The organism is Streptomyces sp. NPDC006393 (genome assembly GCF_040628575.1).
GTDB lineage: Bacteria > Actinomycetota > Actinomycetes > Streptomycetales > Streptomycetaceae > Streptomyces.
This window is the reverse complement of record NZ_JBEXZD010000117.1, coordinates 1-25107: the sequence shown is the minus strand read 5'-3', so window position 1 is coordinate 25107 and position 25107 is coordinate 1. Positions and strand designations below refer to the sequence as shown.

General features: G+C 72.3%; 17 protein-coding genes. 7 read left to right on the top strand and 10 right to left on the bottom strand.

The genetic code is table 11. From position 1 onward, the window contains the following. Nucleotides 1–424 precede the first annotated feature (424 nt). Entirely contained in the window at nucleotides 425–874 is a 450-nt protein-coding gene (locus tag ABZ484_RS32595) for a PTS glucose transporter subunit IIA (RefSeq protein ID WP_358869544.1), read from the top strand. A gap of 89 nt (nucleotides 875–963) precedes the next feature. Further along, nucleotides 964–2634 carry a phosphoenolpyruvate--protein phosphotransferase gene (gene ptsP, locus ABZ484_RS32590; RefSeq protein WP_358869543.1) on the top strand — a complete coding sequence of 557 codons (1671 nt, stop codon included), beginning with the start codon at nucleotides 964–966 and terminating at the stop codon, nucleotides 2632–2634. A gap of 77 nt (nucleotides 2635–2711) precedes the next feature. Here ptsP and ABZ484_RS32585 read toward each other — a convergent pair whose 3' ends face one another. Next, nucleotides 2712–3620, bottom strand: a complete 909-nt coding sequence (locus ABZ484_RS32585; RefSeq protein ID WP_358869542.1) for a hypothetical protein — start codon at nucleotides 3618–3620, stop codon at nucleotides 2712–2714. A 25-nt stretch (nucleotides 3621–3645) separates the two neighbouring features. Beyond that, the gene (locus ABZ484_RS32580) at nucleotides 3646–4854 is read right to left on the bottom strand and encodes an MFS transporter (RefSeq protein WP_358869541.1); all 1209 of its coding nucleotides are present in this window, start codon (nucleotides 4852–4854) and stop codon (nucleotides 3646–3648) included. 121 nt (nucleotides 4855–4975) lie between these two features. Between ABZ484_RS32580 and ABZ484_RS32575 the strand changes: the two genes are divergently transcribed. Further along, nucleotides 4976–6295: an aminotransferase class I/II-fold pyridoxal phosphate-dependent enzyme gene (locus ABZ484_RS32575; protein ID WP_358869540.1), complete on the top strand. Its 1320-nt coding sequence runs from the start codon at nucleotides 4976–4978 to the stop codon at nucleotides 6293–6295. 9 nt (nucleotides 6296–6304) lie between these two features. Here ABZ484_RS32575 and ABZ484_RS32570 read toward each other — a convergent pair whose 3' ends face one another. After that, nucleotides 6305–8281 (bottom strand): acetoacetate--CoA ligase, encoded by a 1977-nt coding sequence (locus tag ABZ484_RS32570; protein ID WP_358869539.1) that lies wholly within the window; start codon nucleotides 8279–8281, stop codon nucleotides 6305–6307. A 214-nt stretch (nucleotides 8282–8495) separates the two neighbouring features. On the opposite strand from ABZ484_RS32570, the gene ABZ484_RS32565 reads away from it, so the two are divergent. Continuing rightward, nucleotides 8496–10862 carry a TIM-barrel domain-containing protein gene (locus ABZ484_RS32565; RefSeq protein ID WP_358869538.1) on the top strand — a complete coding sequence of 789 codons (2367 nt, stop codon included), beginning with the start codon at nucleotides 8496–8498 and terminating at the stop codon, nucleotides 10860–10862. Nucleotides 10863–10871: 9 nt separating this feature from the next. Here ABZ484_RS32565 and ABZ484_RS32560 read toward each other — a convergent pair whose 3' ends face one another. Beyond that, the gene (locus tag ABZ484_RS32560; RefSeq protein WP_358869537.1) at nucleotides 10872–11408 is read right to left on the bottom strand and encodes an NUDIX domain-containing protein; all 537 of its coding nucleotides are present in this window, start codon (nucleotides 11406–11408) and stop codon (nucleotides 10872–10874) included. A 59-nt stretch (nucleotides 11409–11467) separates the two neighbouring features. Further along, nucleotides 11468–12280, bottom strand: a complete 813-nt coding sequence (locus ABZ484_RS32555) for a M15 family metallopeptidase (RefSeq protein ID WP_358869536.1) — start codon at nucleotides 12278–12280, stop codon at nucleotides 11468–11470. Nucleotides 12281–12507: 227 nt separating this feature from the next. On the opposite strand from ABZ484_RS32555, the gene ABZ484_RS32550 reads away from it, so the two are divergent. Then, nucleotides 12508–14133: a GGDEF domain-containing protein gene (locus ABZ484_RS32550; RefSeq protein ID WP_358869535.1), complete on the top strand. Its 1626-nt coding sequence runs from the start codon at nucleotides 12508–12510 to the stop codon at nucleotides 14131–14133. 462 nt (nucleotides 14134–14595) lie between these two features. Then, nucleotides 14596–16116, top strand: a complete 1521-nt coding sequence (glpK, locus tag ABZ484_RS32545) for a glycerol kinase GlpK (RefSeq protein WP_358869534.1) — start codon at nucleotides 14596–14598, stop codon at nucleotides 16114–16116. Nucleotides 16117–16220: 104 nt separating this feature from the next. Here the strand turns inward: glpK and ABZ484_RS32540 are convergent, their stop codons facing one another. The 5 genes from ABZ484_RS32540 to ABZ484_RS32520 are packed head-to-tail and all read right to left on the bottom strand — an operon-like array spanning nucleotide 16221 to nucleotide 24149. After that, complete coding sequence (locus tag ABZ484_RS32540; RefSeq protein ID WP_358869533.1) at nucleotides 16221–16826, bottom strand: ATP/GTP-binding protein; 606 nt, start codon at nucleotides 16824–16826, stop codon at nucleotides 16221–16223. Next, nucleotides 16807–20442 carry a hydantoinase B/oxoprolinase family protein gene (locus tag ABZ484_RS32535; protein ID WP_358869532.1) on the bottom strand — a complete coding sequence of 1212 codons (3636 nt, stop codon included), beginning with the start codon at nucleotides 20440–20442 and terminating at the stop codon, nucleotides 16807–16809. The genes ABZ484_RS32540 and ABZ484_RS32535 overlap by 20 nt, the downstream gene beginning before the upstream one ends. 24 nt (nucleotides 20443–20466) lie before the next feature. Continuing rightward, nucleotides 20467–20862: a DUF742 domain-containing protein gene (locus ABZ484_RS32530; protein WP_358869531.1), complete on the bottom strand. Its 396-nt coding sequence runs from the start codon at nucleotides 20860–20862 to the stop codon at nucleotides 20467–20469. A gap of 9 nt (nucleotides 20863–20871) precedes the next feature. Continuing rightward, nucleotides 20872–21306: a roadblock/LC7 domain-containing protein gene (locus ABZ484_RS32525; RefSeq protein ID WP_358869530.1), complete on the bottom strand. Its 435-nt coding sequence runs from the start codon at nucleotides 21304–21306 to the stop codon at nucleotides 20872–20874. After that, entirely contained in the window at nucleotides 21303–24149 is a 2847-nt protein-coding gene (locus ABZ484_RS32520) for a nitrate- and nitrite sensing domain-containing protein (RefSeq protein ID WP_358869529.1), read from the bottom strand. Before ABZ484_RS32520 ends, ABZ484_RS32525 begins: the two co-directional genes overlap by 4 nt. A 419-nt stretch (nucleotides 24150–24568) precedes the next feature. On the opposite strand from ABZ484_RS32520, the gene ABZ484_RS32515 reads away from it, so the two are divergent. Next, a partial coding sequence (locus ABZ484_RS32515; RefSeq protein ID WP_358869528.1) for a hypothetical protein occupies nucleotides 24569–25107 on the top strand: 539 nt, incomplete at its 3' end.

Here is a 25107-nt window from a genome sequence, read left to right as displayed (position 1 = left end):
GCGTTGACTTTTGGCACGCTGTTGAGTTCTCAAGGAACGGACGCTTCCTTCGTACTCACCCTCTCGGGCTTTCCTCCGGGCGCTTCCCTTCGGTGATCCAAACTCTATCAGGCTTTTCCGGCCTCTCTGACCACCGCCCCGCGGACATGCCGAAGGCGATCCAGAGATAGGATCTGACAAGTTGGGTGCTGCCCGAGCAAGGACGCTTGGTCCGCGTCACTCTCTCCGCCGGACAGGAGTACGACTCTACATCCGTCCGCAGATCCGGTGCAAATCGTCGTGATTGGTGGTCTAGACCACCAACGTGAGCTGTCGTAAGCTCTCGCCCGGATCCGGTACTTACCGTGACATACCCTGCTGCACAGTGCGCCGTCCGGGACAGGCAGTGACGGCACATACGATCTCCACCCCTGGGAGGCTTCCCATGACCACCGTGACGTCCCCGCTCGCCGGACGCGCCATCGGACTGGCCGCAGTGCCGGACCCGGTCTTCTCCGGCGCCATGGTCGGCCCGGGCACCGCCATCGATCCCGTGCGTGAGCCGTCCGAGGCGGTCGCTCCGGTGGACGGTGTCATCGTCTCGCTGCACCCGCACGCGTTCGTCGTCGTCGACGAGCAGGGACACGGCGTGCTCGTCCACCTCGGCATCGACACCGTGCAGCTCAACGGCGAGGGCTTCGAGCTGCTCGTGAACAAGGGCGACACCGTGACCCGCGGCCAGGCCGTGGTGCGCTGGGACCCCGCCGCCGTCGAGGCCGCCGGCAAGTCGCCCGTGTGCCCGGTCGTGGCCCTGGAGGCCACCGCCGACTCCCTCTCCGATCTTCGCGACAACGGCGATGTGAAGGCCGGCGACAGCCTCTTCGCCTGGAAGTGACCCCCGGCCGTCCTTGAGGACAAGGACGAGGACGGCGAACAGAACGACCACCGCGGCGGGAGCCGCCGCATTAATCGGAGACCGGTGAGATGGAGACAACGCTGCGAGGCGTCGGTGTGAGCCACGGAGTGGCGATCGGCGAGGTACGGCACATGGGGACGGCGGTGCTGGAGCCGCCTGCCAAGCAGATACCGGCGGAGGAGGCGGAGCGCGAACAGGGGCGCGCCCGCCAGGCCGTGGAGGCGGTGGCGGCCGATCTCATGGCGCGCGGCAACCTGGCCGGGGGCGAGGCCCAGGCCGTGCTGGAGGCGCAGGCCATGATGGCGCAGGACCCCGAGCTGATCGCGGACGTGGACCGGCGCATCGCCGTCGGCAGCACGGCGGAGCGCGCGGTGTACGACGCGTTCGCCGCCTACCGGGACCTGCTGGCCGGTGCGGGTGAGTACCTGGCGGGGCGCGTGGCCGACCTCGACGACGTGCGGAACCGTATCGTCGCCCGGCTGCTCGGCGTTCCCATGCCGGGTGTTCCGGACAGCGACGAGCCGTACGTCCTGGTCGCCCGTGACCTGGCGCCCGCCGACACCGCGCTGCTGGACCCGGGCCTGGTTCTGGGCTTCGTCACCGAGGAGGGTGGACCGACCAGCCACAGCGCGATTCTGGCGCGCGCGCTCGGGGTGCCCGCGGTCGTGGCACTGCCCGGCGCCGGGGAGCTGTCCGAAGGCACGGTCATCGCGGTGGACGGCAGCACCGGCGAGATCTTCGTGAACCCCAGTGACGAGAAGAAGGCCCAGCTGGAGGCGGCGGCCGCGGAGCGCAAGGCGGCTCTGGCGGCCTCGGTGGGCCCGGGTGCCACGTCCGACGGTCACAAGGTGCCGCTGCTCGCCAACATCGGGGGGCCGGCGGACGTGCCGGCGGCGGTCGAGGCCGGTGCGGAGGGCGTGGGCCTGTTCCGGACCGAGTTCCTGTTCCTGGACGACAACAAGAACGCGCCGTCCGAGGAGAAGCAGATCGAGGCCTACCGGCAGGTCCTGGAGGCCTTCCCCGAGGGCCGTGTCGTCGTGCGGGTGCTGGACGCGGGCGCGGACAAGCCGCTGGACTTCCTGACCCCGGCCGACGAGCCGAACCCCGCCTTGGGCGTGCGGGGTCTGCGGACGCTGCTCGACCACCCGGACGTGCTGCGGACGCAGCTGACGGCGCTGGCCAAGGCGGCCGAGGGGCTGCCGGTCTATCTCGAGGTCATGGCTCCCATGGTCGCGGACCGGGCCGATGCGAAGGCGTTCGCGGACGCGTGCCGTGCGGCGGGGCTGCGGGCGAAGTTCGGTGCGATGGTGGAGATTCCGTCGGCCGCGCTGCGGGCCCGCTCGGTGCTGCAGGAGGTCGAGTTCCTGTCGTTGGGGACCAATGACCTCGCTCAGTACACGTTCGCCGCGGACCGTCAGGTGGGCGCGGTGTCCCGGCTTCAGGACCCGTGGCAGCCCGCGCTGCTCGACCTGGTGGCGCTGGCCGCCGAGGCGGCGAAGGCCGAGGGCAAGAGCTGTGGTGTCTGTGGTGAGGCCGCGTCGGATCCGCTGCTCGCGTGTGTGCTGACCGGTCTGGGTGTCACCTCCCTGTCCATGGGTGCGGCGTCGCTGCCGTATGTCCGGGCGACGCTGGCCAAGCACACGCTGGCGCAGTGCGAGCGTGCGGCGGCGGCCGCGCGTGCCGCGGACAGCGCCGACGAGGCGCGTAGCGCGGCGCAGGCGGTGCTGTCCGGCGAGTGACGGGCCGGGCCCGTTCCGGACCGTATCGGCTGGCTGTCGAGGGGCGCTCCACAGGGGTGGGGCGCCCCTTCGCGTGTTCAGTGACGGTGCCGGGGGTGCTGTCCCTTCTCTCCGAGGTCTGTCTCTCCGAGGTCGGGTGGTGCGCTGTAGTCGACGCCGGATTCCGGTCCGATCAGGTCGCCGGATTCGGCGTCGGTGCAGTAGGCGTCGAAGACCTCGCCCTCGGTGAGGGGGACCAGGCCGTCGCCGCGCAGGCGCCAGCCGTAGACGCGGTCGCGGAGGCCGGGCCGGGTGGTGCGCACGACGAGTCCGCCGGGGTTGCGGGTGGCGATGCCGAGGGCGAGGACCGTGGTGAACTCGAGTGCCTCGGCCTCGTCGAGCTGGGTTGCGCCGCTGTCGTCGGTGTCGGCGTGGAGGGCGGCGACGAGGGTTTCGGGTGGGGCGGTGACGCTGCACACCAGGTGCCGGTCTCCCGGTGCTGCCGTCTCGAGGATGCGGGCGAGGAGGTCGGTGGCTCGGTCGAAGGCGGCGCGGCCGATGTCCTCGCCGCAGGTGGTGCAGGGGCCGAGCCGGGCGAGGAGTGTGGAGGCGTATTCCCAGGTGGCCTGGCGGACGGCCTCGTCGACGAGGGCGGGCACGAGTTCGGCGAGGGGCCGTCCGTCGTAGGGGACGGTCGGGCCGGTGGTGGCGATCTCGGCGGTGAAGCGGGCGCGGCTGGCCGGAGCGTCGGGGTCGAGGCCGGCGCCGGCGCAGTATTCGGCGTATTCCTCGGGGTCGAAGAGGGGCACTGCGGTGTGGCTGCCCTGGGCGGCCCGGGTCCTCAGGAGTGCCTCGACCTGTTGGAGGTAGGTGGTGTGGTCGTCGAAGGTGAAGCTGCGGTAGCGCCGCATGGTGCGGAAGTCGTGTTCGTCGGTGAGCAGGCCGATGGTGCCGGCGATTTCGCGGCGCAGGACGCGTCGCATGCTCTGGTGGTCGGTGTGCGCCATGTTCTCCCCCTGTGTGCACGGTCGATCACTGCTCACTCACAGTAACCGGCGGCACTGACAACGAGGGGCGGGCGAGTCGGTCACGGACCGTGCGGTGCTGGATGACGCAGGTCAGGGCGATGATGGCGCCGAAGAGCGTCCATCCCGCGGGGCCCGCGGCGATGGCCGCGGTGACGGCGAGCGGTCCGATGCTGCGCTGTGCGGACTGTGCGAGTCCGTGGACGCCCAGGTAGGTGCCCTGGGCCTGGGCGGGCGCGAGGGCGACGGACAGTTCCCAGGAGATGGTGGCGTGGAGCATTTCGGCCGTGGTGAAGGCGGTGGCCGCGGCGGTCAGGAGCAGGGTGGCGCCGACGGTGCCGGTGGTCGCGGACAGCGCCATGGCGGTGCCGCCGACGGCGTAGGCGGCCGAGAGCGGGATCAGCAGGCCGCGGGCGGCCGCCGTGGTGGCGCCGAAGCGGGCCAGGGGGACCTGGAGGACGACCACCATCACGTTGTTGAGGACCATGAGCAGGGGTGCGAGGCCGTGGGGTGTGCCGGCGGTGTGCGCGATCCACAGGGGCAGGCCGACCTTGAAGACCGCGTCGTCGAGGAAGAGGACGGTCTCGGTGGCGACGTAGCGGAGGTAGGTGCGGTCGCGCCAGGGACTGGTGGGCCTGGTGGTGGGCTCGGGGGTGTGTGAGCCGGCGACGGTCCTGGTGGGGGAAGGGGGTTCCGCGCAGCGCAGGGTGAGGAGGGCGGCGGCGACGAAGGAGAGCGCGTCGCCGGTGAGCAGCCACCGGTAGGCGGTGGTGGTGCCCAGGGTGAGGGCGGCTGCGGCGCCGAGGCCGCCGAGTGCCCAGCCTGCGTTGGCCAGGGTGCGGTTGAGGGCCTGGTAGCGGACGCGGTCGGGGCCGGCGACGCGGGTGGCGTAGAGCTTGGTGAGGACGCTCGCGGCGCGGTCGCCGAGGCTGCCCACGGCGCAGAAGGTGACCAGCAGGGCGTAGTTGTCGCTGGTGAGGAGTGCGAGGGAGGCGAGCGCGCGCAGGAGTTGCAGGGCGATGAGGACGCGGGTGAGGGGGAGCCGGTCGGCGAGGTGGCCGCCGAGAGGGGCGCCGGCTATGCCGACGGCTCCGGCGAGGGCGGCGAGGGTGCCGACCTGGGCGACGGAGAGGCCGGAGACGTAGGTGAAGTACAGGACGGAGACGGAGGCCCACAGTCCGCTGCCGGTGCGGTCGACGAGGGCGACGGCGAGCATTCTGCGGCCGTCCCGTCCGCCGGGGATACGTGCCGGTCCTGCTCCTGCGCGTCCTGTGCGGCGGGTGGTCCCCACTGCTCCCCCTTGCCATGGAGTTATGTACTGATACATAATCAATGATGTGGCAACACAATATGCGATCAGTGGCACGACGGCCAAGGGAATTGCCGCGTCCGTGGAGCGGGCCGTGGCGGAGGGCGCCCTGGCTCCGGGTACGGCGCTGCCTCCGGTGCGGCGGCTGGCCGACGAGCTGGGGGTGAGCCCCGGGACGGTCGCCACCGCGTACAAGGAGCTGCGGGGGCGGGGCATCGTCGTCACCCGGGGCCGCGGCGGGACCGTCGTCGCCCCGGCCCCGGCGGTGGCCTCGCGCCGCCCGCCGAAGGTGCCCCCGGGGCTGCGGGACCTCGCCGGCGGGCACCCCGATCCCGCGTTTCTCCCCGGTCTGGTGCCGCCGTCGCGCCTGGCCCCGGGTGCCCGGTCGCACCGCTCGACGCCCCGGCTGGCGCGGCTGGAGGAGGTCGTGCGCGACTGGCTGCGGCCCGACGGGGTGCCGGTGGAGCATGTGACGTTCGCCCACGGTGCGCTTGATCTCGTCGGGCGGCTGCTGTCCGTGGAGCTGCGGCCCGGTGACGCGGTGGCGATGGAGGATCCCGGCTATCACCATCTGCTGGACCTGGTGACCGCGCTGGGGCTGCGCAGCGTCCCGGTGGCGGTGGACGACGAGGGGATCCGTCCCGATGCCCTGCGGCAGGCGCTGCGGGCGGGTGCGCGGGCCGTGGTGTGCAGTCCTCGGGGGCAGAACCCGTACGGCGGCTGCTTCTCGGCGGAGCGTCGCGAGGCGCTGGCCGGCGTACTGCGCGAGGCCCCGGACGTGCTGGTCGTCGAGAACGACCACGCCTCGGCGGTCACCGACGCACCCCTGCGGACGCTCACCGCCGACGGCCCGGCGCGCTGGGTGCATGTGCGGACCGTGAGCAAGTTCCTGGGCGCCGATCTGCGCTGGGCCGCCGCGGCGTGCGACGCCACCACCCTGGCCCGTCACGACGGGCGGCTGCTGCTGACGTCCGGCTGGGTCAGCCATCTGCTCCAGGAGACGGTGCTCGGGCTGATGACGGACGAGGGCACGCGCGCGCTGGTGTCCCGTGCACGCGCGGCGTACACGATGCGCCGTGACGCTCTCCTGGAGGAGCTGGCGTTCAGGGGGATCCCGGCGCACGGGGCGAGCGGCATGAACGTGTGGGTGCCGGTGACGGACGAGTCCGCCGTGGTGAACGGGCTGCGGTCCTACGGCTGGTGGGTCGCCGCGGGCGCGCGGTTCCGCCTGTCCGCGGGACCCGGCGTACGGATCTCGGTCGCTGAGCTGGTGCCGGGCGACGCGGCGCGGCTGGCCTCGGACTTCGCCGCCGTGCTCGGCGAGTCCGAGGCCACCTACGGGGGCTGACCGGGGCGCTCAGGCGCGCTTGCGGGCCAGGTCCTCGTAGAAGCGCAGCAGCTCGACGTCGTCGATGGACCCGGGGTTGACCGCCTTCTCCAGCGGGGTGCCCTGGAGGAGGCGCTTGACCGGTACCTCGATGCGCTTGCCGGTGAGGGTGTGCGGGATGCCCGGCACCTCGATGACCTCGTCGGGGATGTGACGCGGGGAGAGCTGTTCGCGGATGGTCTGCTTGATCCGGTTCAGGAGCGCGTCGTCGAGGACGGCTCCGGGGGCCAGGTGCACGAAGAGGGGCATCCAGTAGCCGCCGTCGGGCTGTTCGACTCCGATGACGAGGGATTCCTTGATCTCGGGCAGCCGTTCGACGGCTTCGTAGATGTCGGCGGATCCCATCCGTACGCCCTGGCGGTTGAGCGTGGAGTCGGAGCGGCCGTGGATGATCACCGAGCCGCGGGAGGTGAGCGTGATCCAGTCGCCGTGGCGCCATACGCCGGGGTACATGGCGAAGTAGCTGTCGTGGTAGCGGCTGCCGTCGGGGTCGTTCCAGAAGTGGATCGGCATCGACGGCATGGGGTTGGCGACGACGAGCTCGCCGACCTCGTCGACCAGCGGTTCGCCGCTCGGGTCCCAGGACTGGAGATCGGTGCCCAGACAGGGGGCCTGGAGCTCGCCGATGTGGACCGGAAGGGTCGGGACGGCTCCGGCGAAGCAGGAGCAGACGTCGGTGCCGCCGCTGACGGAGGCGATCCACAGGTCGGCCCCGCTCTCGGCGAACTCGTCGTGCAGCCAGCGGAAGCCGTCGGGCGGCAGCGGGGAGCCGGTGGTGGCCACGCAACGGACCGTGGACAGGTCGTGGTCGCGGGCGGGGTGGACCTGCGCCTTGCGGCAGGCCATCACGTACGCGGCGGAGGTGCCGAAGAGGGTGGCTCCGGTGCGCTCGGCGACCCCCCACTGGGCACCGGTGTCGGGAAAGCCGGGACTGCCGTCGTACAGGACGATCGTGGTGCCCGTCAGCAGGCCGGAGACGAGGAAGTTCCACATCATCCAGCCGGTCGAGGTGTACCAGAAGAAGCGGTCCTCGGGGCCGAGGTCGCAGTGCAGGCCGAGTTGCTTGAGGTGTTCGACGAGGATGCCGCCCTGGGACTGCACGATGGCCTTGGGCAGACCGGTGGTACCGGACGAGTACAGCACCCACAGCGGATGGTCGAAGGGCACCTGTTCGAAGACGGGCTCGACGTCGGCGGAGGTCAGGGCCGACCACTCCAGGGCGCCCTCGGGGGCCGCGGTGCCGAGCAGGGGGATGTGGACGACGGCGCGCAGGGTGGGCAGTTCGCGGCGCAGTTCGGCGACGACGTCGCGGCGGTCGTGCTCCCTGCCGCCGTAGCGGTAGCCGTCGACGGTGAACAGCACGACCGGTTCGACCTGCTGGAAGCGGTCCAGGACGCTGCGGGCGCCGAAGTCGGGGGCGCAGGAGGTCCATACGGCGCCCACGGCGGCCGTGGCGAGGAGGGCGACGACCGCCTGGGGGATGTTCGGCAGGTAGCCGCTGACACGGTCTCCCGGGCGTACGCCGAGGGCGCGCAGTTCGGCGGCCAGGGAGCCCACCTGGCGGCGCAGCTCGGACCAGGTCACCGGGGCGGGTTCGTGGGTCTCGTCGACGTACAGGAGGGCCGGTTCGTGCGCGCGGGTGTCAGCGGCGCGCAGGGCGTGCTCGGCGTAGTTCAGGGTGGCTCCGGTGAACCACTGCGCCCCGGGCATGGTCCGGTCGCCCAGCACGCGCGCGTAGGGGGCGGAGAAGCGTACGTCGAACCACTCCGTGACGGCCTTCCAGAAGGTGTCCAGTTCGTCGACGGACCAGCGGTGCAGGGCCGCGTAGCCGCCCTGGGCGGGCGCTCCGTGGTGCTCGGCCGCCCAGGCCTGGAACTTCGTGATCCGTGCCTGGGCGATGCGCTGCGGATCGGGCTGCCAGAGCGGCAGGGGGTTCGCGGTCGACATGGGGCGGCTCCCGGGCTGTGCGCGTCGTGTGCGTCGGTCCGCGCACGTGCTGGGGTGTGCGCGTGACGCGGCTGACACGGACGATGCCACGTGATCGACTTCTGCACCAGGGTCCACCCCACATAGTCCCAGTCGTGACGATGTGGCCCGGGCCTGGGTGAACGGCAATTGAACGACACGCGCCCGGAGCGCTGTCGATGGCAGGGTGAGCAGCATGGACGGTCGTGACCTGGTGCGTTCGGTGAAGGCGGTCGGCTCTGTGGGCGCGGCCCAGGGGCTGCGCACCGTACGGGCCGCCTGGCGCAGGCGGCGTGCCGACGCCAGGGCCCTGCCGCCACGGGGGCCCGAGCGTGCGCGGACGCCCGGCGTGGTGCGGGACGCGGAGCCCGGGCCCGGGGGCGGGATCGTGCGGTTCAGCCGGTCGGAGCTGCGCATCCTGGTCGCGGTGAACGGTGCCGTCTTCTGGGGCTGGGACGGGGCCGGTCCCGAGCCGTCGTACGCGCTGGCCGGTCGCTGCCCCGAGCCGGACCCCCGGGCGGTGCTGGAGCCGGACAAGGAGGGCGGCTGGCGGGTCGTGGCCGAGCGGGTCACCGTCGCCGTCTCGCGGCAGGGCGCGATCGAGGTGCGCACTCCCGGAGGCCTGCCCCTGCGGCGGGATCTGCCGCCCCGGTGGTGGGAGCCGGCCGGCGAAGGCCCGGCGCGCTGGCTGCAACGGTCGGAGGTGGCGGCCGACGCACGGTTCTTCGGCCTGGGCGGGCGGGCGTCCGGGCCTCGATTGCGCGACGGCACCTATCGGCTGTGGAACACCGATCCCGGTCACTCGTTCGAACCCGGGGACGATCCGCTGTACATCACCATGCCGGTCCAGTGGGTGGTGGCCGACGCGGGCACGCATCTGGCGTTCCACGACAACACCTGGGACGGCACGGTCGTCCTGCGGGAGGGTGTGGAGGGCGCCGGCTCGGGCCACGACCGGGGAGGCGTGAGCGAACTGCGGATGGACGGCGGTCCGCTGCGCTGCTGGGTGATCGTCGGTACTCCCGCGCGCGTGGCGCACGCCTGGGCGTCGCTCACGGGGGCGGCGGCGCTGCCGCCCGCGTGGGCTCTGGGCCACCATCACGCACGGTGGGGTTTCGGCACCGAGGAGGAGGTGCGGCGGATCGTCGCGGGCTACCACGACCAGGGACTGCCCCTGGACGCCGTGCACCTGGACATCGACCACTACGACGCGCACCAGGTGTTCACCGTCGACCAGGACCGCTTCCCGAAGCTGCCGGTGCTGGCGGAGGAGCTGCGCCGGGACGGGATCCGGCTGGTGTCGATCGTCGACCCTGCCGTGCGGGCCGCGCCGGGCAACGCCGTGTACGACACCGGCACGACCGAGGACGTCTTCGTGCGGGACGCCTCGGGCGAGGTCGTACGGGGCGTGGTGTGGCCCGGGGAGACGGTCTTCCCGGACTTCACGCACGCGCGCGTGCGGCGGTGGTGGGGCCGGCTGTACGAGGAGCGGCTGAGCCAGGGGTTCGCGGGGTTCTGGCACGACATGAACGAGCCGACCTCCTTCGCCGCCTTCGGGGAGACGACGCTGCCCCGGTCGGCCCGGCACGCCCTTGAGGGCCGGGGCGGCGACCACCGCGAGGCGCACAACGTGTACGGCCTGTGCATGGCCCGGGCCGGGTACGAGGGGCTGCGCGAGCTGGCGCCCGGCGAGCGGCCGTTCGTCTTCTCCCGTTCGGGGTGGGCCGGCCTCCAGCGCTACGGCGGCACCTGGTCGGGGGACGTGGCCACGAGCTGGCCGGGACTGAAGGCCTCGTTGTCGCTGGTGCTGGGTCTGGGGCTGTGCGGGGTGCCCTACTCGGGTCCGGACGTGGGCGGGTTCGACGGCAGTCCCTCGCCGGAGCTGTACCTGCGCTGGTTCCAGCTGGGCGCGTATCTGCCGCTGTTCCGGACGCACGCGAGCCTGCGGGCGGGCCGGAGAGAGCCCTGGGAGTTCGGGCCCGAGGTGCTGGAGCACGCGCGCGTGGCGCTCGTCGAGCGCCGGCGTCTGCTGCCCTACTTCGTGACGCTGGCGCATCTGGCACGGCGCACGGGGGCGCCCTACGTCCGCCCGGTGTGGTGGGGCGCGCCGGAGGACCGCGCCCTGCGCGACTGCGAGGACGCCTTCCTGCTCGGAGACAGCCTGCTGGTGGCACCGGTGCTCCGGCCCGGCACCGAACGGCGGGCGGTGCGGCTGCCGCCGGGCCGCTGGTACGACACGGTGACGGGGCGGGCGTACGAGGGGCCGGGGCAGGTGCTGGTCGACACCCCCTTGGAGCGGATTCCCGTGCTCGCGCGCGCGGGAGCCGTGATTCCCGTGCGGGGCGAGCGGGGCGGGCTGGAGCTGGAGGTGTGGGCGCCCGCCCCGGGCCGGACGGGGGGCGGGCTGGTGGTGCCGGACGCGGGCGACGGGTGGGACGAACCGGAGATCGAGCGCTATGTGGTCCGCCTGCACGGCCGGCGGGTGGTCGTGGAGCACGAGCGGGAGGAGGGGGTGAGCGCCCCACCCCACCCGCTCCGCGTCCGAGGACTCGACGAGCGCTGAGCGCTCGGCTCAGACGTACCGGCCCTCGAACCAGGCGCGTACGGCCAGCGTGTGCAGGGGGAAGGCCAGCTCCTCGGGCCTGCGCAGCAGGTGCCACCCCTCCGTCTCGTCGGTGGCGGCGGACTGCGGCAGACCTTCGGCCGGGCGCTCCGGGAGCAGCCCGAAGAGGAGCAGATGGCCGTCGGGCGAGCTCATGGCATCGGCGAGCCGCACGTCGCGGGCGGCCGCGTCGATGCCCGTCTCCTCCTTGAGCTCGCGGACGACGGCGTGCCGCCAGTCCTCCCGGTCGTCGATGAAGCCACCGGGCAGGGCCGTGCCCCCGCGCGCGGGGGCCACGGTGCGGGTGATCACGACCAGGGCGGTGCCCTTGGTGTCGTACACGGGCTGGAGGGCCACCGCGACCGGCAGCGGGTTGCGGTAGGCCACGGTCCCGCAGGCCCGGCAGGTGCGGGGCCAGCCGGAGATGCCCTCCCCATAGGGCGCTCCGCAGCTGGAACAGTGGGAGTCCGGTGCGGAGTTGACAGTCAGGTGCTGATTTTCGGACACGCGCGGACTGTATCCGATCAGAGGAAGGGCGTCTCCTGTCAGATGCTTCGAGCAGCCGCTCAGCGCCCCGGAGTGAGGGACTTCCGGGAGACCGGGAAGTCGAAGTAGGTGTCCGGGTAGGGCTCGGGCTGGTAGGTGAAGTGCCACCATTCCTCGGCGAGGTTCACGAATCCGAGGTTCTCCAGGGTGCTCTTGAGCAGCAGCCGGTTGGCGCGCTGTTGCCCCTGGATCCTGGGGTCGAGCGTGTGCGCGAGGGTGTCGAAGCAGTCGAATCCGGTCCCCATGTCGAGGGAGTTGTCGGGAAAGCGCTCGCTCTTGGGCGCGTAGCAGGGCACGAGGCTCTGGCCGGGGACATAGGGGTGGGTCGGCCGGGCCGGGAGCCTGACGACGGTGAGGTCCGTCGTCGAGCCGCGACTGTGGCCGGATTTCGCCGCGATGTAGCCGTCGTCGAACAGCCGGGTCTTGTCGACGCGCGGATAGAACTCCGCCTTCATGGCCTGGTCGTCGAGGTCCTTGGCCCAGCGGACGAAGTGGTCCACGGCGCGTTGCGGCCGGTAGCAGTCGTAGACCTTCAGGCTGTAGCCCTTGCGCAGCAGTTCCTTCTGGGCCTTGTGCAGGGCCTCGGCGGCGGGCCGGGTGAGGATGCACATCGGCTGCTCGTAGCCGTCGACGCGCTCGCCGACGAAGTTGTGGGGCGTGAAGTAGCGCATCTCCTGGATGATCGTGGGATCCACGGCGCTCAGCGCCACGAAGTCCTTGGGTGCCCTGGGATCGGCGGGGGTGGCCCGGGCGGTGGCGGAGGCGGCGGTCACGGTCAGCAGGGCGGCCACGGCGGTGATCACACCGCGGAGGGCACGGGACAGACGTGTCATGTCTCCTACATCTATCGGGAGGAGGTCCGCCGTGGGAAGCGGTTGCGCGCCGTTCGGGCGGAGCCCGAGTGCGGTCGTGTGCGCTTCCGGCGGGACGCGGTCGCGGACGTACGCGCCGACAAGTGTCCGAAAGCCCTTTCGCACACCCACTGTGATCGCACCGGAATCCTGCGTTAACGTCTCATGAACTAGGCCTGGGGGTGAGCGGGCGGCGCCATCATGCTCCCGTGCGTTCCTGGACGGATACTCTCCGCTTCGCCTTCCAGCCCGTGGTCAATCTGGCCACCGGCGGGGTCACCGCTCTGGAGGTCCTGGCCCGGCCGGAGAGCGGTGACGTCCTTGCCGACGCCCGCCGGGACCCCGAGCTCGACGGCCGTCTGGCGGTGTCGGCGCTGCGCGCGGCGGCCCGCACGGAGACACTGCTCCCCCTCCACCTCAACGTCTTCGCCGGCACCCTCGCCGACCTCGGCGGCCTCGGCCCCCTGCACGACGCCGTGCGCGGGGCGGGACGGCTGCCGTGGGAGGTCACGATCGACGTCGCGCCGCCGTACACGCACGTACCGCAGCGGGCACTGCTGGAGGCGATCGCCGTGCTGCGCGCCCAGGGTTTCCGGATCGCCGCCGACGGCGTCGGCGACGGGGACGTGCCCCTGCGACTGCTCAGCGACCTCGCCCCGGACCTGGTGAAGCTCGACGCCTCACTACTGGCGCGGCCCGCGGCGGTTCGGGGGATGCGGACGCTGTGCGAGCAGCTGGGGGCGCTCCTGGCCGTCGAGGGGGTGGAGACCGAACACCAGTGCGCGCTCGCACTGTCGGCCGGCGCCCAACTGGCGCAGGGCGAACTGTTCGCACCGCCCGCCCGGCTGCCCGTCGCGGACGTGTACGTTCCGCCGCGCTCCCCCGAGATCCCGCCGGCTCCGCGCTCCGGGCCCTCGGTGCGGGAGTTCCTGCGGCCCGCCGCGATGCTGCCCGCCGACGCCTGCGCGGGCCGGGTCCAGGCGTTGCTGACCGGGTCGCCCGACGTGTCCGGCGTGCTTCTCGTGGACGCGCGCGGAACGCCGCTGCGGTCGGTGCACCGGTCCCGCTTCCTGCTGACGATGTCGGGGCGCTACGGCCACGCCCTGTACGCCGACCGGCCGGCCGCCAGACTGGGCGACCCGCCGCGTACGGTCGGCGTCGACGCCACCGCCTGGGAGGTGCTGGACGTCGTCGCGGTCGGCGGCCGGGACCGCACGTCGGACGACGTGGCGGTCGTCGACCGGAGCGGGCGGTGCGTGGGCGTCGTACGGCTGGCGGACCTGGTCCGGGCGCTGGCCGAGTCCCGGGTGGAGGAGGCGGCGGGCCTCAATCCGCTGACCCGGCTGCCCGGCTCGGACGCGATCACCGGCGAGGTGGACCGGCGCATATCCGCAGGGCGGCCGTTCGCGCTGAGCTGGCTGGACATCGACCACTTCAAGCAGGTCAACGACGGTGCCGGGTTCGCGGTGGGTGACGAGCTGATCCGTTCGGTGGGGCGGGCGCTCCAGGGTGCGGCGAGCCGGCACACGCGCGTGGGGCACATCGGCGGGGACGACTTCCTGGTGCTGGCGGAACCGGAGGAGCTCGATCCCATGTTCGCCTCCGTGCTGGACGTCGCCTGGTCGGCGGGCGGTTTTCCGGTCACGTTGTCGCTGGCCACGGTCGTCTGTGCGGCGGGCAGCGTGGCCGACCACCGGCAGGCGGCTGCCGCACTGGCGCCGTTGAAGAAGGCCGCGAAGGCGCTCCAGGGGTCGAGCTGGGTCCTGGGCCGGGCGGGCAGGCCCGGCCACGAGGTCCGCTGCGGATCGGCTGTGGCGGCCACCCGGGCGGGCTGAGGCGCAAAGACGGGGGCCGGAAGGGTCCGCAACCGCCGCATGCGCGCTGCCGAGCGCGCGTGGCCGAGGAGGATGCCGCGCGGCCTGGTGGCGACCCGGGCGGCCCGCCGTCACGGGCGCCGTCAGGCGCCTTGACGCTCCCTGTGCACGGGTGAACACTTTCCGTGCCGGTCGTCGTCCCCGCGCGCTTCCGGTGCGTCCTGGTCGGATCCCGATGCGCGGTCCGCACGCCCCGGCCTGCTTCCCCACGGGCGATTCGGCCGCCGCGGCACGCACGTCACGCGCCTGTCGGCCATCCCGCGCAGTCTCCCGCGCTCGTGGGACAAACTGATACGAGCGAGGGCGGAAAGGTTGAAACCTCTCCGATCTCCCGCCTCCGCGCACCGTTTCCGCCGAACGGAGGTACGCCTGCGGGCGTCGACCAGACCGCAGCCTTCCGACCCTCGCCACCAAGGGGTAGCCATGACGGACAACGCCGAGAAGTACGTGGCCGCAATCGACCAGGGCACCACCTCCAGCCGCTGCATCATCTTCGACCACGACGGGGCCATCGTCGCCGTGGACCAGCGCGAGCACCGCCAGATCTTCCCCAAGCCGGGCTGGGTGGAGCACGACGCCACCGAGATCTGGTCGAAGGTGCAGGCGGTGGTCGCGGGCGCGGTCGCCAAGGCCGGGCTGCGGGCCGACCAGCTCAGCGCACTGGGCATCACCAACCAGCGCGAGACGACCGTGCTGTGGGACCGCTCCACCGGCAAACCCGTGCACAACGCGATCGTCTGGCAGGACACCCGGACCGCGGCCCTGTGCAACCAACTCGGCGGCTCCATGGGGCAGGATCGGTTCCGCGAGCAGACCGGCCTGCCCCTCGCCAGCTACTTCTCGGGACCGAAGGTGGCCTGGCTGCTCGACAACGTGGCCGGTCTGCGCGACCGGGCCGAGCGCGGCGAACTCGCCTTCGGGACCATCGACTCCTGGCTGATCTGGAACCTCACCGGCGGTACGGACGGCGGCCGGCACGTCACCGACGTCACCAACGCCGGCCGCACCATGCTCATGAACCTGGAGACCCTCCAGTGGGACGAGTCCATCCTGTCCGCCATGAACGTGCCCGCGGCGATCCTCCCCGAGATCAGGTCCTCCTCCGAGGTGTACGGGACCGCCGTCGGCCAGCTGGGCGGCGTACCGGTGGCCTCGGCCCTGGGAGACCAGCAGGCGGCCGTGTTCGGCCAGGCCTGTTACGACGTGGGGGACGCCAAGAACACCTACGGCACCGGCAGCTTCCTGCTGCTGAACACCGGAAACCGGCCCGTGCCGTCGAAGAGCGGTCTGCTCACCACCATGGGCTACAAGATCGGCGACGAGCCGCCGGTCTACTGCCTGGAGGGGGCCATCGCGATCACCGGCGCGCTGGTGCAGTGGTTCCGCGACCAGCTCGGCATCATCCGCACCGCGGACGAGATCGAGCCCCTCGCGGCGAGCGTGGCGGACAACGGCGGGGCGTACATCGTGCCCGCGTTCTCCGGACTGTTCGCGCCGTACTGGCGTTCGGACGCGCGCGGGGTGGTCACCGGCCTGACCCGGTACGTCACCAAGGCGCACCTCGCACGGGCGGTGCTGGAGGCGACCAGCTGGCAGACGCGTGAGGTCGTGGACGCCATGTACCAGGACTCCGGGGTGAAGCTGACCACCTTGAAGGTCGACGGCGGCATGACCAAGAACAATCTGCTGATGCAGCACCAGGCGGACGTTCTGGGCGTTCCGGTGATCCGGCCCAGGGTCTCGGAGACCACCTGTCTGGGCGCCGCCTACGCGGCCGGGCTCGCGACGGGCGTCTGGAACGACCTCGACGAACTCAAGTCCCACTGGCGGATGGACGCCGAGTGGACTCCGTCCATGGAGGCCTCGGTCCGCGACCGGGAGTACCGCAACTGGCGCAAGGCGGTGGAGAAGAGCTTCGGATGGCTCGAGGACGGCGAGGGCTGACCCGCGGGTGACCCGCCGTGACGCACGCGCGCGTGCCCATGGATCGCGGCCCGTACCCCGGTCGGCGAGGGTACGGGCCGTGCGGCGTCCGCCGGGCGGCGGCGTCAGGTGGTGACGGCCCGGCGGCGCTCCGCGGCCAGCGCCATCGCGTGCCGGACGACGCCGATGAGGACCTCCTTCACCGACTCCCGGTCGCGGGCGTCGCACAGCAGCACCGGGACGTCGTCGTCGAGGTCGAGGGCCCCGCGGACGGCCTCGGCCGGGTAGCGGGGGGCTCCGTCGAAGCAGTTGACGCCGACCAGGAAGGGGATGGAGCGCCGTTCGAAGTAGTCGACGGCGGCGAAGCAGTCCTCCAGGCGGCGGGTGTCGGCCAGCACCACCGCGCCGAGCGCGCCCTCGGACATCTCGTCCCACATGAACCAGAAGCGCTCCTGTCCGGGCGTCCCGAAGAGGTAGAGCACCAGGTCCTCGCGGAGCGTGATCCGGCCGAAGTCCATCGCCACGGTGGTGGTGTGCTTGGCCTCCACACCGCTGACGTCGTCGACCGGGCGGCCCGCCTCGGTGAGCAGCTCCTCGGTGCGCAGCGGCCTGATCTCGCTGACCGTGCCGACGAGGGTCGTCTTGCCCACGCCGAAACCGCCGGCCACCAGGATCTTGAGCGTGACGGGCTCGACCGGGGGCTTGCCGCGCTCAGAACGCCCGAAGATCATCGACTTCTTCTCCTGCTTGACGGGGTTCGGGCGGCGGGCCGTAGCCCCCGCCGCCGGGGGTTTCGATGACGAGCACGTCGCCGGGGGCGACGTCCGCCGAGTCACTGCCGCCGAGTTCGACGACGGTGCCGTCCGCGCGCTCCACCCGGCCCGTGCCCCGCGCGCCGGGCTCGCCGCCCGCCATGCCGTACGGCGGGATCCTGCGGTGCTGGGACAGCGTGGAGACGGTCATGGCCTCGAGGAACCGGATGCGGCGCACCGCGCCGTCCCCGCCGCGCCACCGGCCGGCGCCGCCGCTGCCGCGCCGGACCGAGAACTCCTCCAGGCGCACCGGCAGCCGCCATTCGAGGACTTCGGGGTCGGTGAGCCGGGAGTTGGTCATGTGGGTCTGGACGACGCTCGCGCCGGGGAAGCCGTCGCCCGCGCCGGAGCCCGAGGCGACGGTCTCGTAGTACTGGTGGCGTTCGTTGCCGAAGGTGACGTTGTTCATCGTCCCGGAGCCCTCCGCCTGGACACCGAGCGCGGCGTACAGCGCTCCGGTGATGGCCTGGGAGGTCTCCACGTTGCCCGCCACGACGGCGGCCGGCGGTCCGGGGCTGAGCATCGAGCCGGGCGGTACGACGATCTTCAGGGGCCGCAGACAGCCGTCGTTGAGCGGGATGTCATCGGCGACCAGGGTGCGGAAGACGTACAGGACGGCCGCATCGACGACGGAGAGCGGCGCGTTGAAGTTGGTGTCCCGTTGCGGTGAGGTGCCCGTGAAGTCGATCGTCGCCGACCGGTGCGCGCGGTCCACGCGGACGCGGACCCGGATGGCGGCCCCCGAGTCCGTCTCGTAGGCGTACTCGCCGTCGTCGAGGGCGTCGATGACCCGGCGGACGGCCTCCTCGGCGTTGTCCTGGACGTGTCGCATGTAGGCCTGGACGACGTCGAGTCCGAACTCCTCGATCATGCGGGCGACTTCGTCGACGCCCTTCTGGTTGGCCGCGATCTGGGCGCGCAGGTCGGCCAGGTTGGTGTCCGGGTTGCGGGAGGGGTACGGCCCCGCGGTCAGCAGCCGGTGGGTCTCCTCCTCGCGCAGCCGGCCGCCCTGTGCGAGCAGCCAGTTGTCGAAGAGCACGCCCTCCTCGTCGATGGTGCGGCTGTTCGCGGGCATGGAGCCCGGCGCGATGCCGCCGATCTCGGCGTGGTGGCCGCGGGAGGCGACGTAGAAGAGGATCCGGTCACCGTGCGTGTCCGAGGTGTCGAAGACCGGGGTGATGACGGTGACGTCCGGCAGGTGGGTGCCGCCGTGGTAGGGGTCGTTGACCGCGTAGGTGTCCCCCGGCCGCATCCGGGAGCCGCGGCGGTGGATGACCTCCTTGACGCTGGTGCCCATCGAGCCCAGGTGGACGGGGATGTGCGGGGCGTTGGCCACCAGGTTTCCGTCCGGGTCGAACAGGGCGCAGGAGAAGTCGAGGCGCTCCTTGATGTTGACCGACTGGGCCGTGGACTGGAGCCGGGCGCCCATCTGTTCGGCGATGGACATGAAGAGGTTGTTGAAGACCTCGAGCATGACCGGGTCGGCTTCCGTGCCGAGATCGGAACTCTCCGTGACCGCCGTGCGTTCCATGACCAGATGCCCGTCGTCGGTGGCCACGGCCTGCCAGCCGTCGTCGACGACGGTCGTCGCACTGGCCTCGGTGATGATCGCCGGGCCGGTGACGGTGCCGCCGGGGGCCAGGTCCTCCCGGCGGTGCAGGGGTACGTCGCGCCAGGCGCCGCCGGTGTGGAGACGGACGGTCTCCGCGGCCGCGGAGCGGTCGGCGCGGGCGGTTCGGTACGGGGTGAGGGCGGACAGATCGGGGGGTTCGGTGATGCCGGTGGCTTCCACGGAGAGGGCTTCGACGACGATCGGGCGGTCGAGCGTGAAGGAGTACGTGGCGCGATGACGTTCTTCGAAGGCGTGCCTCATGGTGTCGGGCTCGGTGAGCTCGACGGTGAGGGTCGTGTCGGTGCCGTCGTAGCGCAGCTGGGCGCGCCGGGTGACCCGGATGTTCTCCTCGGGGACGTCCTCGGCCAGCAGTTCCGCGCGGGCCGCGCCCTCCAGGCCGTCGGCGGTCTTCCGGATACCCGGCATCGCGGCGGGCTCCAGGCGTGCCTCGACGGACTGTTCGCGCATGGCGGTGGTGTCGGCGAGGCCCATGCCGAGCGCGGACAGGACCCCCGCCATGGGCGGGACGAGGACGGTGCGGATGCCGAGCGAGTCGGCGACCATGCAGGCGTGCTGCCCGCCCGCACCGCCGAAGGTGGTGAGGGCGTAGCGGGTGACGTCGTGCCCCTTCTGCACGGAGATGCGCTTGACCGCGTTGGCGATGTTGGCGACGGCGATCCGCAGGTAGCCCTCGGCGACCTGCTCCGGGGTGCGGTCGTCGCCGGTCCGCTCGCGGATCTCGTCGGCGAGGGCGGTGAAGCGGTCGCGGACGAGCTCGCGGTCGAGGGGCTGGTCGCCGTCGGGTCCGAAGACCTTGGGGAAGTGGGCCGGCTGGATCCGGCCGAGCATGACGTTGGCGTCGGTGACGGCGAGCGGGCCGCCGCCTCGGTAGCAGGCGGGTCCCGGTTCGGCCCCGGCCGAGTCCGGGCCCACCCGGTAGCGGGAGCCGTCGAAGTGGAGCACGGAGCCGCCGCCCGCGGCCACGGTATGGATGTCGAGCATGGGGGCCCGCAGCCGGATGCCGGCGATCTGCGTGGTGAAGACGCGTTCGTACGCGCCCGCGTAGTGGGAGACGTCGGTGGAGGTGCCGCCCATGTCGAAGCCGATGACCCGGTCGAAGCCGGCGAGCCGGGACATGCGGGCCATGCCGACGATGCCCCCGGCCGGCCCGGACAGGACGGCGTCCTTGCCCCGGAACTGCCCGGCCTCGGCGAGGCCACCGTTGGACTGCATGAACATCAGCCGTACGTGCCGCAGCTCGTCGGCCACGTGCTGGACGTAGCGGCGCAGCACGGGCGACAGGTAGGCGTCGACGACGGCGGTGTCCCCGCGCGGGACGAGTCTCATCAGCGGGCTGACCTCGCTGGACAGCGAGATCTGCGGAAAGCCGATCCGCGCGGCCAGCTCGCCGACGGCCCGCTCGTGGGCGGGGTGCAGATGACTGTGCAGGCAGACCACGGCGACGGCGCGGATCCCGTCGTCGTACGCCTGCCGGAGGGGGCCGGCGAGGGCATCCAGGTCGGGCGCGCGCAGTACGGTGCCGTCCGCCGCGATGCGCTCGTCGACCTCGAGGGTCCGTTCGTGGAGCAGTTCGGGCAGGTCGATGCGGCGGGCGAAGATGTGCGGGCGGTTCTGGTAGGCGATGCGCAGGGCGTCGCGGAAGCCGCGGGTGACGACGAGGACGGTCCGCTCGCCCTTGCGTTCCAGCAGCGCGTTGGTGGCCACGGTGGTGCCCATGCGGACGGACTCGACGGGGGCCGGGGAGTCGGCGAGGAGTGCGCGGACCCCGGCGACGGCCGCGTCGGCGTACCGCGCCGGGTTGTCGGACAGCAGCTTGTGGGTGACCAGGCGGCCGTCGGGGCGCCGCGCGACGATGTCGGTGAAGGTGCCGCCCCGGTCGACCCAGAACTGCCAGGCTGCCATGTCGTCACCCCGCTTCCGCGCCGCTCACAGCGCCCGCAGGCCGTTGATCACGTCGCGGAGGATACTCTCGTCCGGCAGTTCGGCGGGCGGCACCGGGCGGCTCACATGGACGTACTCCTCGTCCACGAGGTCACCGATGAGGACGCGCACCACACCGATGGGCAGGTCGAGTTCCGCGGCGAGTTCGGCGACCGACTGCGGGGTGTCGCGGCAGAGCTCGACGATGTCCACGTGTTCCGGGGACAGCGCGTGGTCCGCCTCCGGGTCGTCGACATGGGGTTCCGTGACGACCACCGCGATCAGGTCGAGGCGGTGCTGGGCCGCATGGCTGGTGCGGCCCCGTGTCATGGCGTACGGGCGGACCACCGGTCCGGCTTCGTCGTCGAACCAGTGGCTTGTCGCCTGACCGTCTCCGCTCATGTCATCCCACTACCCGCCGGAGGGCAGATCGGTGCGCGGAGCGGCCCCCAGATGTACGCCGACCCGTTTGACGAGGAGCGTCATCTCGTAGGCGACCTGGCCGACGTCGGAGTCGGCGTCCGACAGGACGGCGAGGCAGCTGCCGTCGCCGGCGGCGGTCACGAACAGGAAGGCGTCGTCCAGCTCGACGACGGTCTGCCGGACGCCGCCGGCGTCGAAGTGCCGGCCCACGCCCTTGGCGAGGCTGTGGAAGCCGGAGGCGACGGCGGCCAGGTGCTCGCTGTCCTCCCGGGTCAGGTCCTTGGACACCCCCGTCGGCAGGCCGTCCCCGGAGAGCACGATGGCCTTGCGGATGCTGGCGACCCGGTCCACGAGGTCGTCGAGGAGCCAGTTCAGCTCCCGCTTGTCGGTCGCGGTGTGGCCGGTCGCCTTCGGTGCGGTCATCGACCGTCCCCCTTAGTCGTTCCTGGTGCGGTGCTGCCGCCGCGGGCGTCGTCGGCCGCGGCGTTCTCCTCACGGCCGCGCTGCCAGCCGCGCTGGAGCGATGCCATACGGCTGCGTACCTCGTCGGCGTCCCGGTCGACGGGGTCGGCCCCGTCCTCGGTGCGCCGCTCGGGTGTCTGCTTGAGCTGCGGGGCGAGGTTCGCCTGCCGTACCCGCCGGGGCAGCCGTCCCGCTTCGGGCGCGGGCTCGCCGGGCGCTGTGGCGGCCTGGCCGCCGGTGTCGTCGGGCGGGTCGGCCCGGAGAGCGGGCCGGCGGGCACGCTGCGGAAGGGCGGGCAGCTCCGCGGCTGCCTCACCGGCGGCCCGGCGTGTCTCGGCGGTGCCCTCCCCGCCGGGGCCGTCCGCCGCCCGGGCGGCCGGCCACAGCGGTGTCTCGCCGTGGCGGCGGGCAGGCAGCGGGGCGGCGGGTTCCGCTTCGCTCCGGCCGCCGCCCGTGGGCGGCTTGTCGTCGGCTCGCTCGCGGCGGGGCCGCTGCTCGGTGACCGGGCGCCCGTGGGAACTGACCAGCTTGGGGGTCCGGCGCCGGGGCAGCTGTATCGGAAGGCTGTCGTCCTCGTCCTCGGGGACGGGCTCCGGTGTCCCGCGCAGGCCGGCGCCCTGCCGGGGCCGGCCGGGCGTCGTCTCGCCGGGCTGCGGCCGATCCGGGGAGCGGCGGGGGCGGAAGAGTGCGCCGCGTTCGCTGTCCTCGTCGTCGAGGACGCCAGGGAAGTCTTCGATGGCGTCCAGGTCGACGGGCGCCTCCAGTTCCACCGGCCCGTCCAGGAGCGAGACCGGCAGTCCCGGAAGCTGTACGGGGGCCGGGGAGAGGGCGGCTCGGCGGTTCTCCTCCCGCTCCGCCTTCCCGGTGGGCTGGTCCCGGTCCAGCCGGAAGCCGATGCCGTTGGTGTCGGGGACGTCGTCCGTGAGCAGGGCGTCGGGGATGAAGACGACGGCGGTGGTGCCGCCGTACGGGGAGGGCTGGAGCGAGACGCGGACGTTCTGCCGCTGGGCGAGGCGACTGATGACGAACAGGCCGAGCCGGTCGGTGTCGGAGAGTTCGAACTCCGGGGTCTCGGCCAGCCGGAGATTGGCGTCCAGCAGTGTCTCGGCGGCCATGCCCAGACCCCGGTCGTGGATCTCCAGGGTGAAGCCGTTGGCGACGCGTTCGCCGAGGACCTGCACGGCCGTGTGCGGCGGGGAGAACACCGTGGCGTTCTCGAGGAGTTCGGCGACGAGGTGGGTGAGGTCGGCGACGGCGGGTCCGGTCAGGGCGACCCGGGGCAGCCGGCGGACCTCGATGCGTTCGTAGTCCTCGACCTCGGCGACGGCGGCGCGTACGACGTCCATCAGCTGCACGGGTTTGCGCCACTGCCGGGAGGGGGCGGCGCCGGAGAGGATCACCAGGCCCTCGGCGTGCCGGCGCATACGGGTGGTCAGGTGGTCCAGGCGGAACAGGTCGGCCAGTTCCTCGGTGTCCTCGGTCCGGCGCTCCATGGCGTCGAGGAGGGTGAGCTGCTTGTGCAGCAGTACCTGGCTGCGGCGGGCGAGGTTGACGAAGACCTCGGAGACGCCGGCCCTCAGTTCGGCCTGCTTCACGGCGGCTTCGACGGCGGCCCGTTGCAGGGTGTTCAGGGCCTGGCCGACCTCGCCGATCTCGTTCTTGTCGTATTCGAGGCGGGGTACCTCGGTCTCCACGTCGACCTGTTCGCCGGCCGACAGACGGCGCATCACGCTGGGCAGGCGCACACCGGACGCCTCGTGGGCCTCCAGCCGCAGTTGCCTCAGGTCGCGGATGAGGCCGCGCCCGATGCGTACGGACAGGAAGAGGGAGAAGAGCAGGGCGATCAGACCGAGGACGCCGGCCACGGCAGCCTGCAGGATGACGTTCATGGCGACCGGGTGGACCCGGTCCTGGAAGCGGTCGTTGGCCTGGTCGTCGAGGGTGCCGAGGTCGTCGAGCGCATCGGCGGCGGCGGTGTCCCAGCTCTTCGCGCTCACGCCCCGCGGCGTGCCGGAGGTGGTGGAGGCGGCGGCCTGCTCGGCCGTCCGCAGCGGGGCGGAGCCGGCGTTCGCCCAGAAGCGCTGGTAGCGGCCGCGTTCGGAGGCCGGCAGCAGTGGCAGGCTGACGTCGTAGAGCAGGGAGCGCTGGGCCACGAGTTCGGAGATGTCGCGGCTCTCCTCGCGGGTGAGGGTGCCGACCACCAGGGAGGAGCCGAGCAACGCGTCCTCGCGGGAGAGGAGTTCGCGGGCCCGGGCCAGGTTGACCAGGGCGCGGTACTGCTTGTCCAGGTTGACGTCGTCGACGACGTGGAGGTCGGCGAGCAGGACGTAGCAGGGGTCGACCAGGTGGTTGTAGAGGTCGAGGGCCTGGGCGCGTCCGACACTGCGGTCCTCGACGCCGCGGCGCAGGGAGTCGAGGCCGTCGAAGGCGTCCAGGGCGGCGGTCAGCCGTCCGGAGCTGCCGGTGCCCAGTGCGTCGCGGACGTCGGCGTTCTCCGCGTTCCGGCGGAGCTCGGCCACGGCCTTGTCGGTGGCGGCCCGGCTGCGCTGCAACGCGGCGAGGCCGTCGGAGGCACGGGGGTCGGCGAGGTGGACGAGGGTCTGGCGGCGCTCCTGCTCCAGGACGCGGACGGTGTCCTCGGTGGGATAGGCGATCTTCTCCACCACGGACGAGGCGTTGAACAGCTGGGTCGCCTGGCGTCCTGTGATCACCGTCGCGAAGGCCCAGATGGCGGCCAGGGACAGCAGCGGCACGAGAAGCAGCGCCACGATCTTCCGGCGGATGGACTTCCCGCGAAAGCGCATGGCCTCCCCCAGCTCGACCCCCGCCGGCCGGGGGTACACATGTGCGTCAACAAACGGCGCGAGCCTACTACCGACACACAGGTAACTCGAAGACACGACCGGAGGATGAACTTCCGTCCCGCCGACGAGAGATGGCGAGTTGTCCGGGCATTGCGGGAGATGGCGCCCGCGGACGCGGAGCCGGCGGGCGTGCCGGATCGGGTCCGCCTCCCCGGCGGGTTGGCCGATATTTTTCGCCCGCCGGGAATCTTCGTGGTGCTTCGTTCGTCCTTATCCATGGGACATCGGGGCGGAATGGGCCACTGGAGCCGCATCCCGCACCTCGGCGGCGTAAAGCGACGCAAGCCGGGCAGTCAGTGGGGAGCCGGTTCTTCGGACACGGGGCGAGCGGCCTGCCGGCGGTGGGGAGTGACACGTTGATGGGCACGGTGGAGCGGCACGAGCGGGCCGCCGACAGCGGTGGGGAGCCGCCGACGGTGGCACGGCAGGCGCCCGAGGTACGTGATCGCGACATTCCGACGGTGGGGAGCGCCCGGAAAGGAACATACGGCCCGACTGCCGGGGCGGGGGCGGGCGAACCCGCCGAACAGCCCCGCTACAAGCCGTTGTGGATCGAGGAGCCCGCGCGGCGGCGCAGGCTGCCGGATCCCGTGCGCACGGCGGCCGTGCGCGCGGTGCTGATCATCGCGGTGACCCTCGTCCAGGCCGTGGTGGCCTTCCTGTTCACCCTCGCCGGGTCCTGGCTTGCCTTCCCGATGGTCCTCGGCGGCGTGGCCGGCACGGTGGTGGCCACCTGGGCGGCGCTCGACGTCTGGGTGACCCGCCAGGTGTGGAACCAGCGCTACGGCGTGGTCTCGGCCCCCAGCAGCACGGCGCGGCGATCTCATCACGCCGGTCCCGACGGATCTCACCCAGCTCGCCACCCGCGCGGGGACCCGCGCCTCGGTGGTGCGCGCCC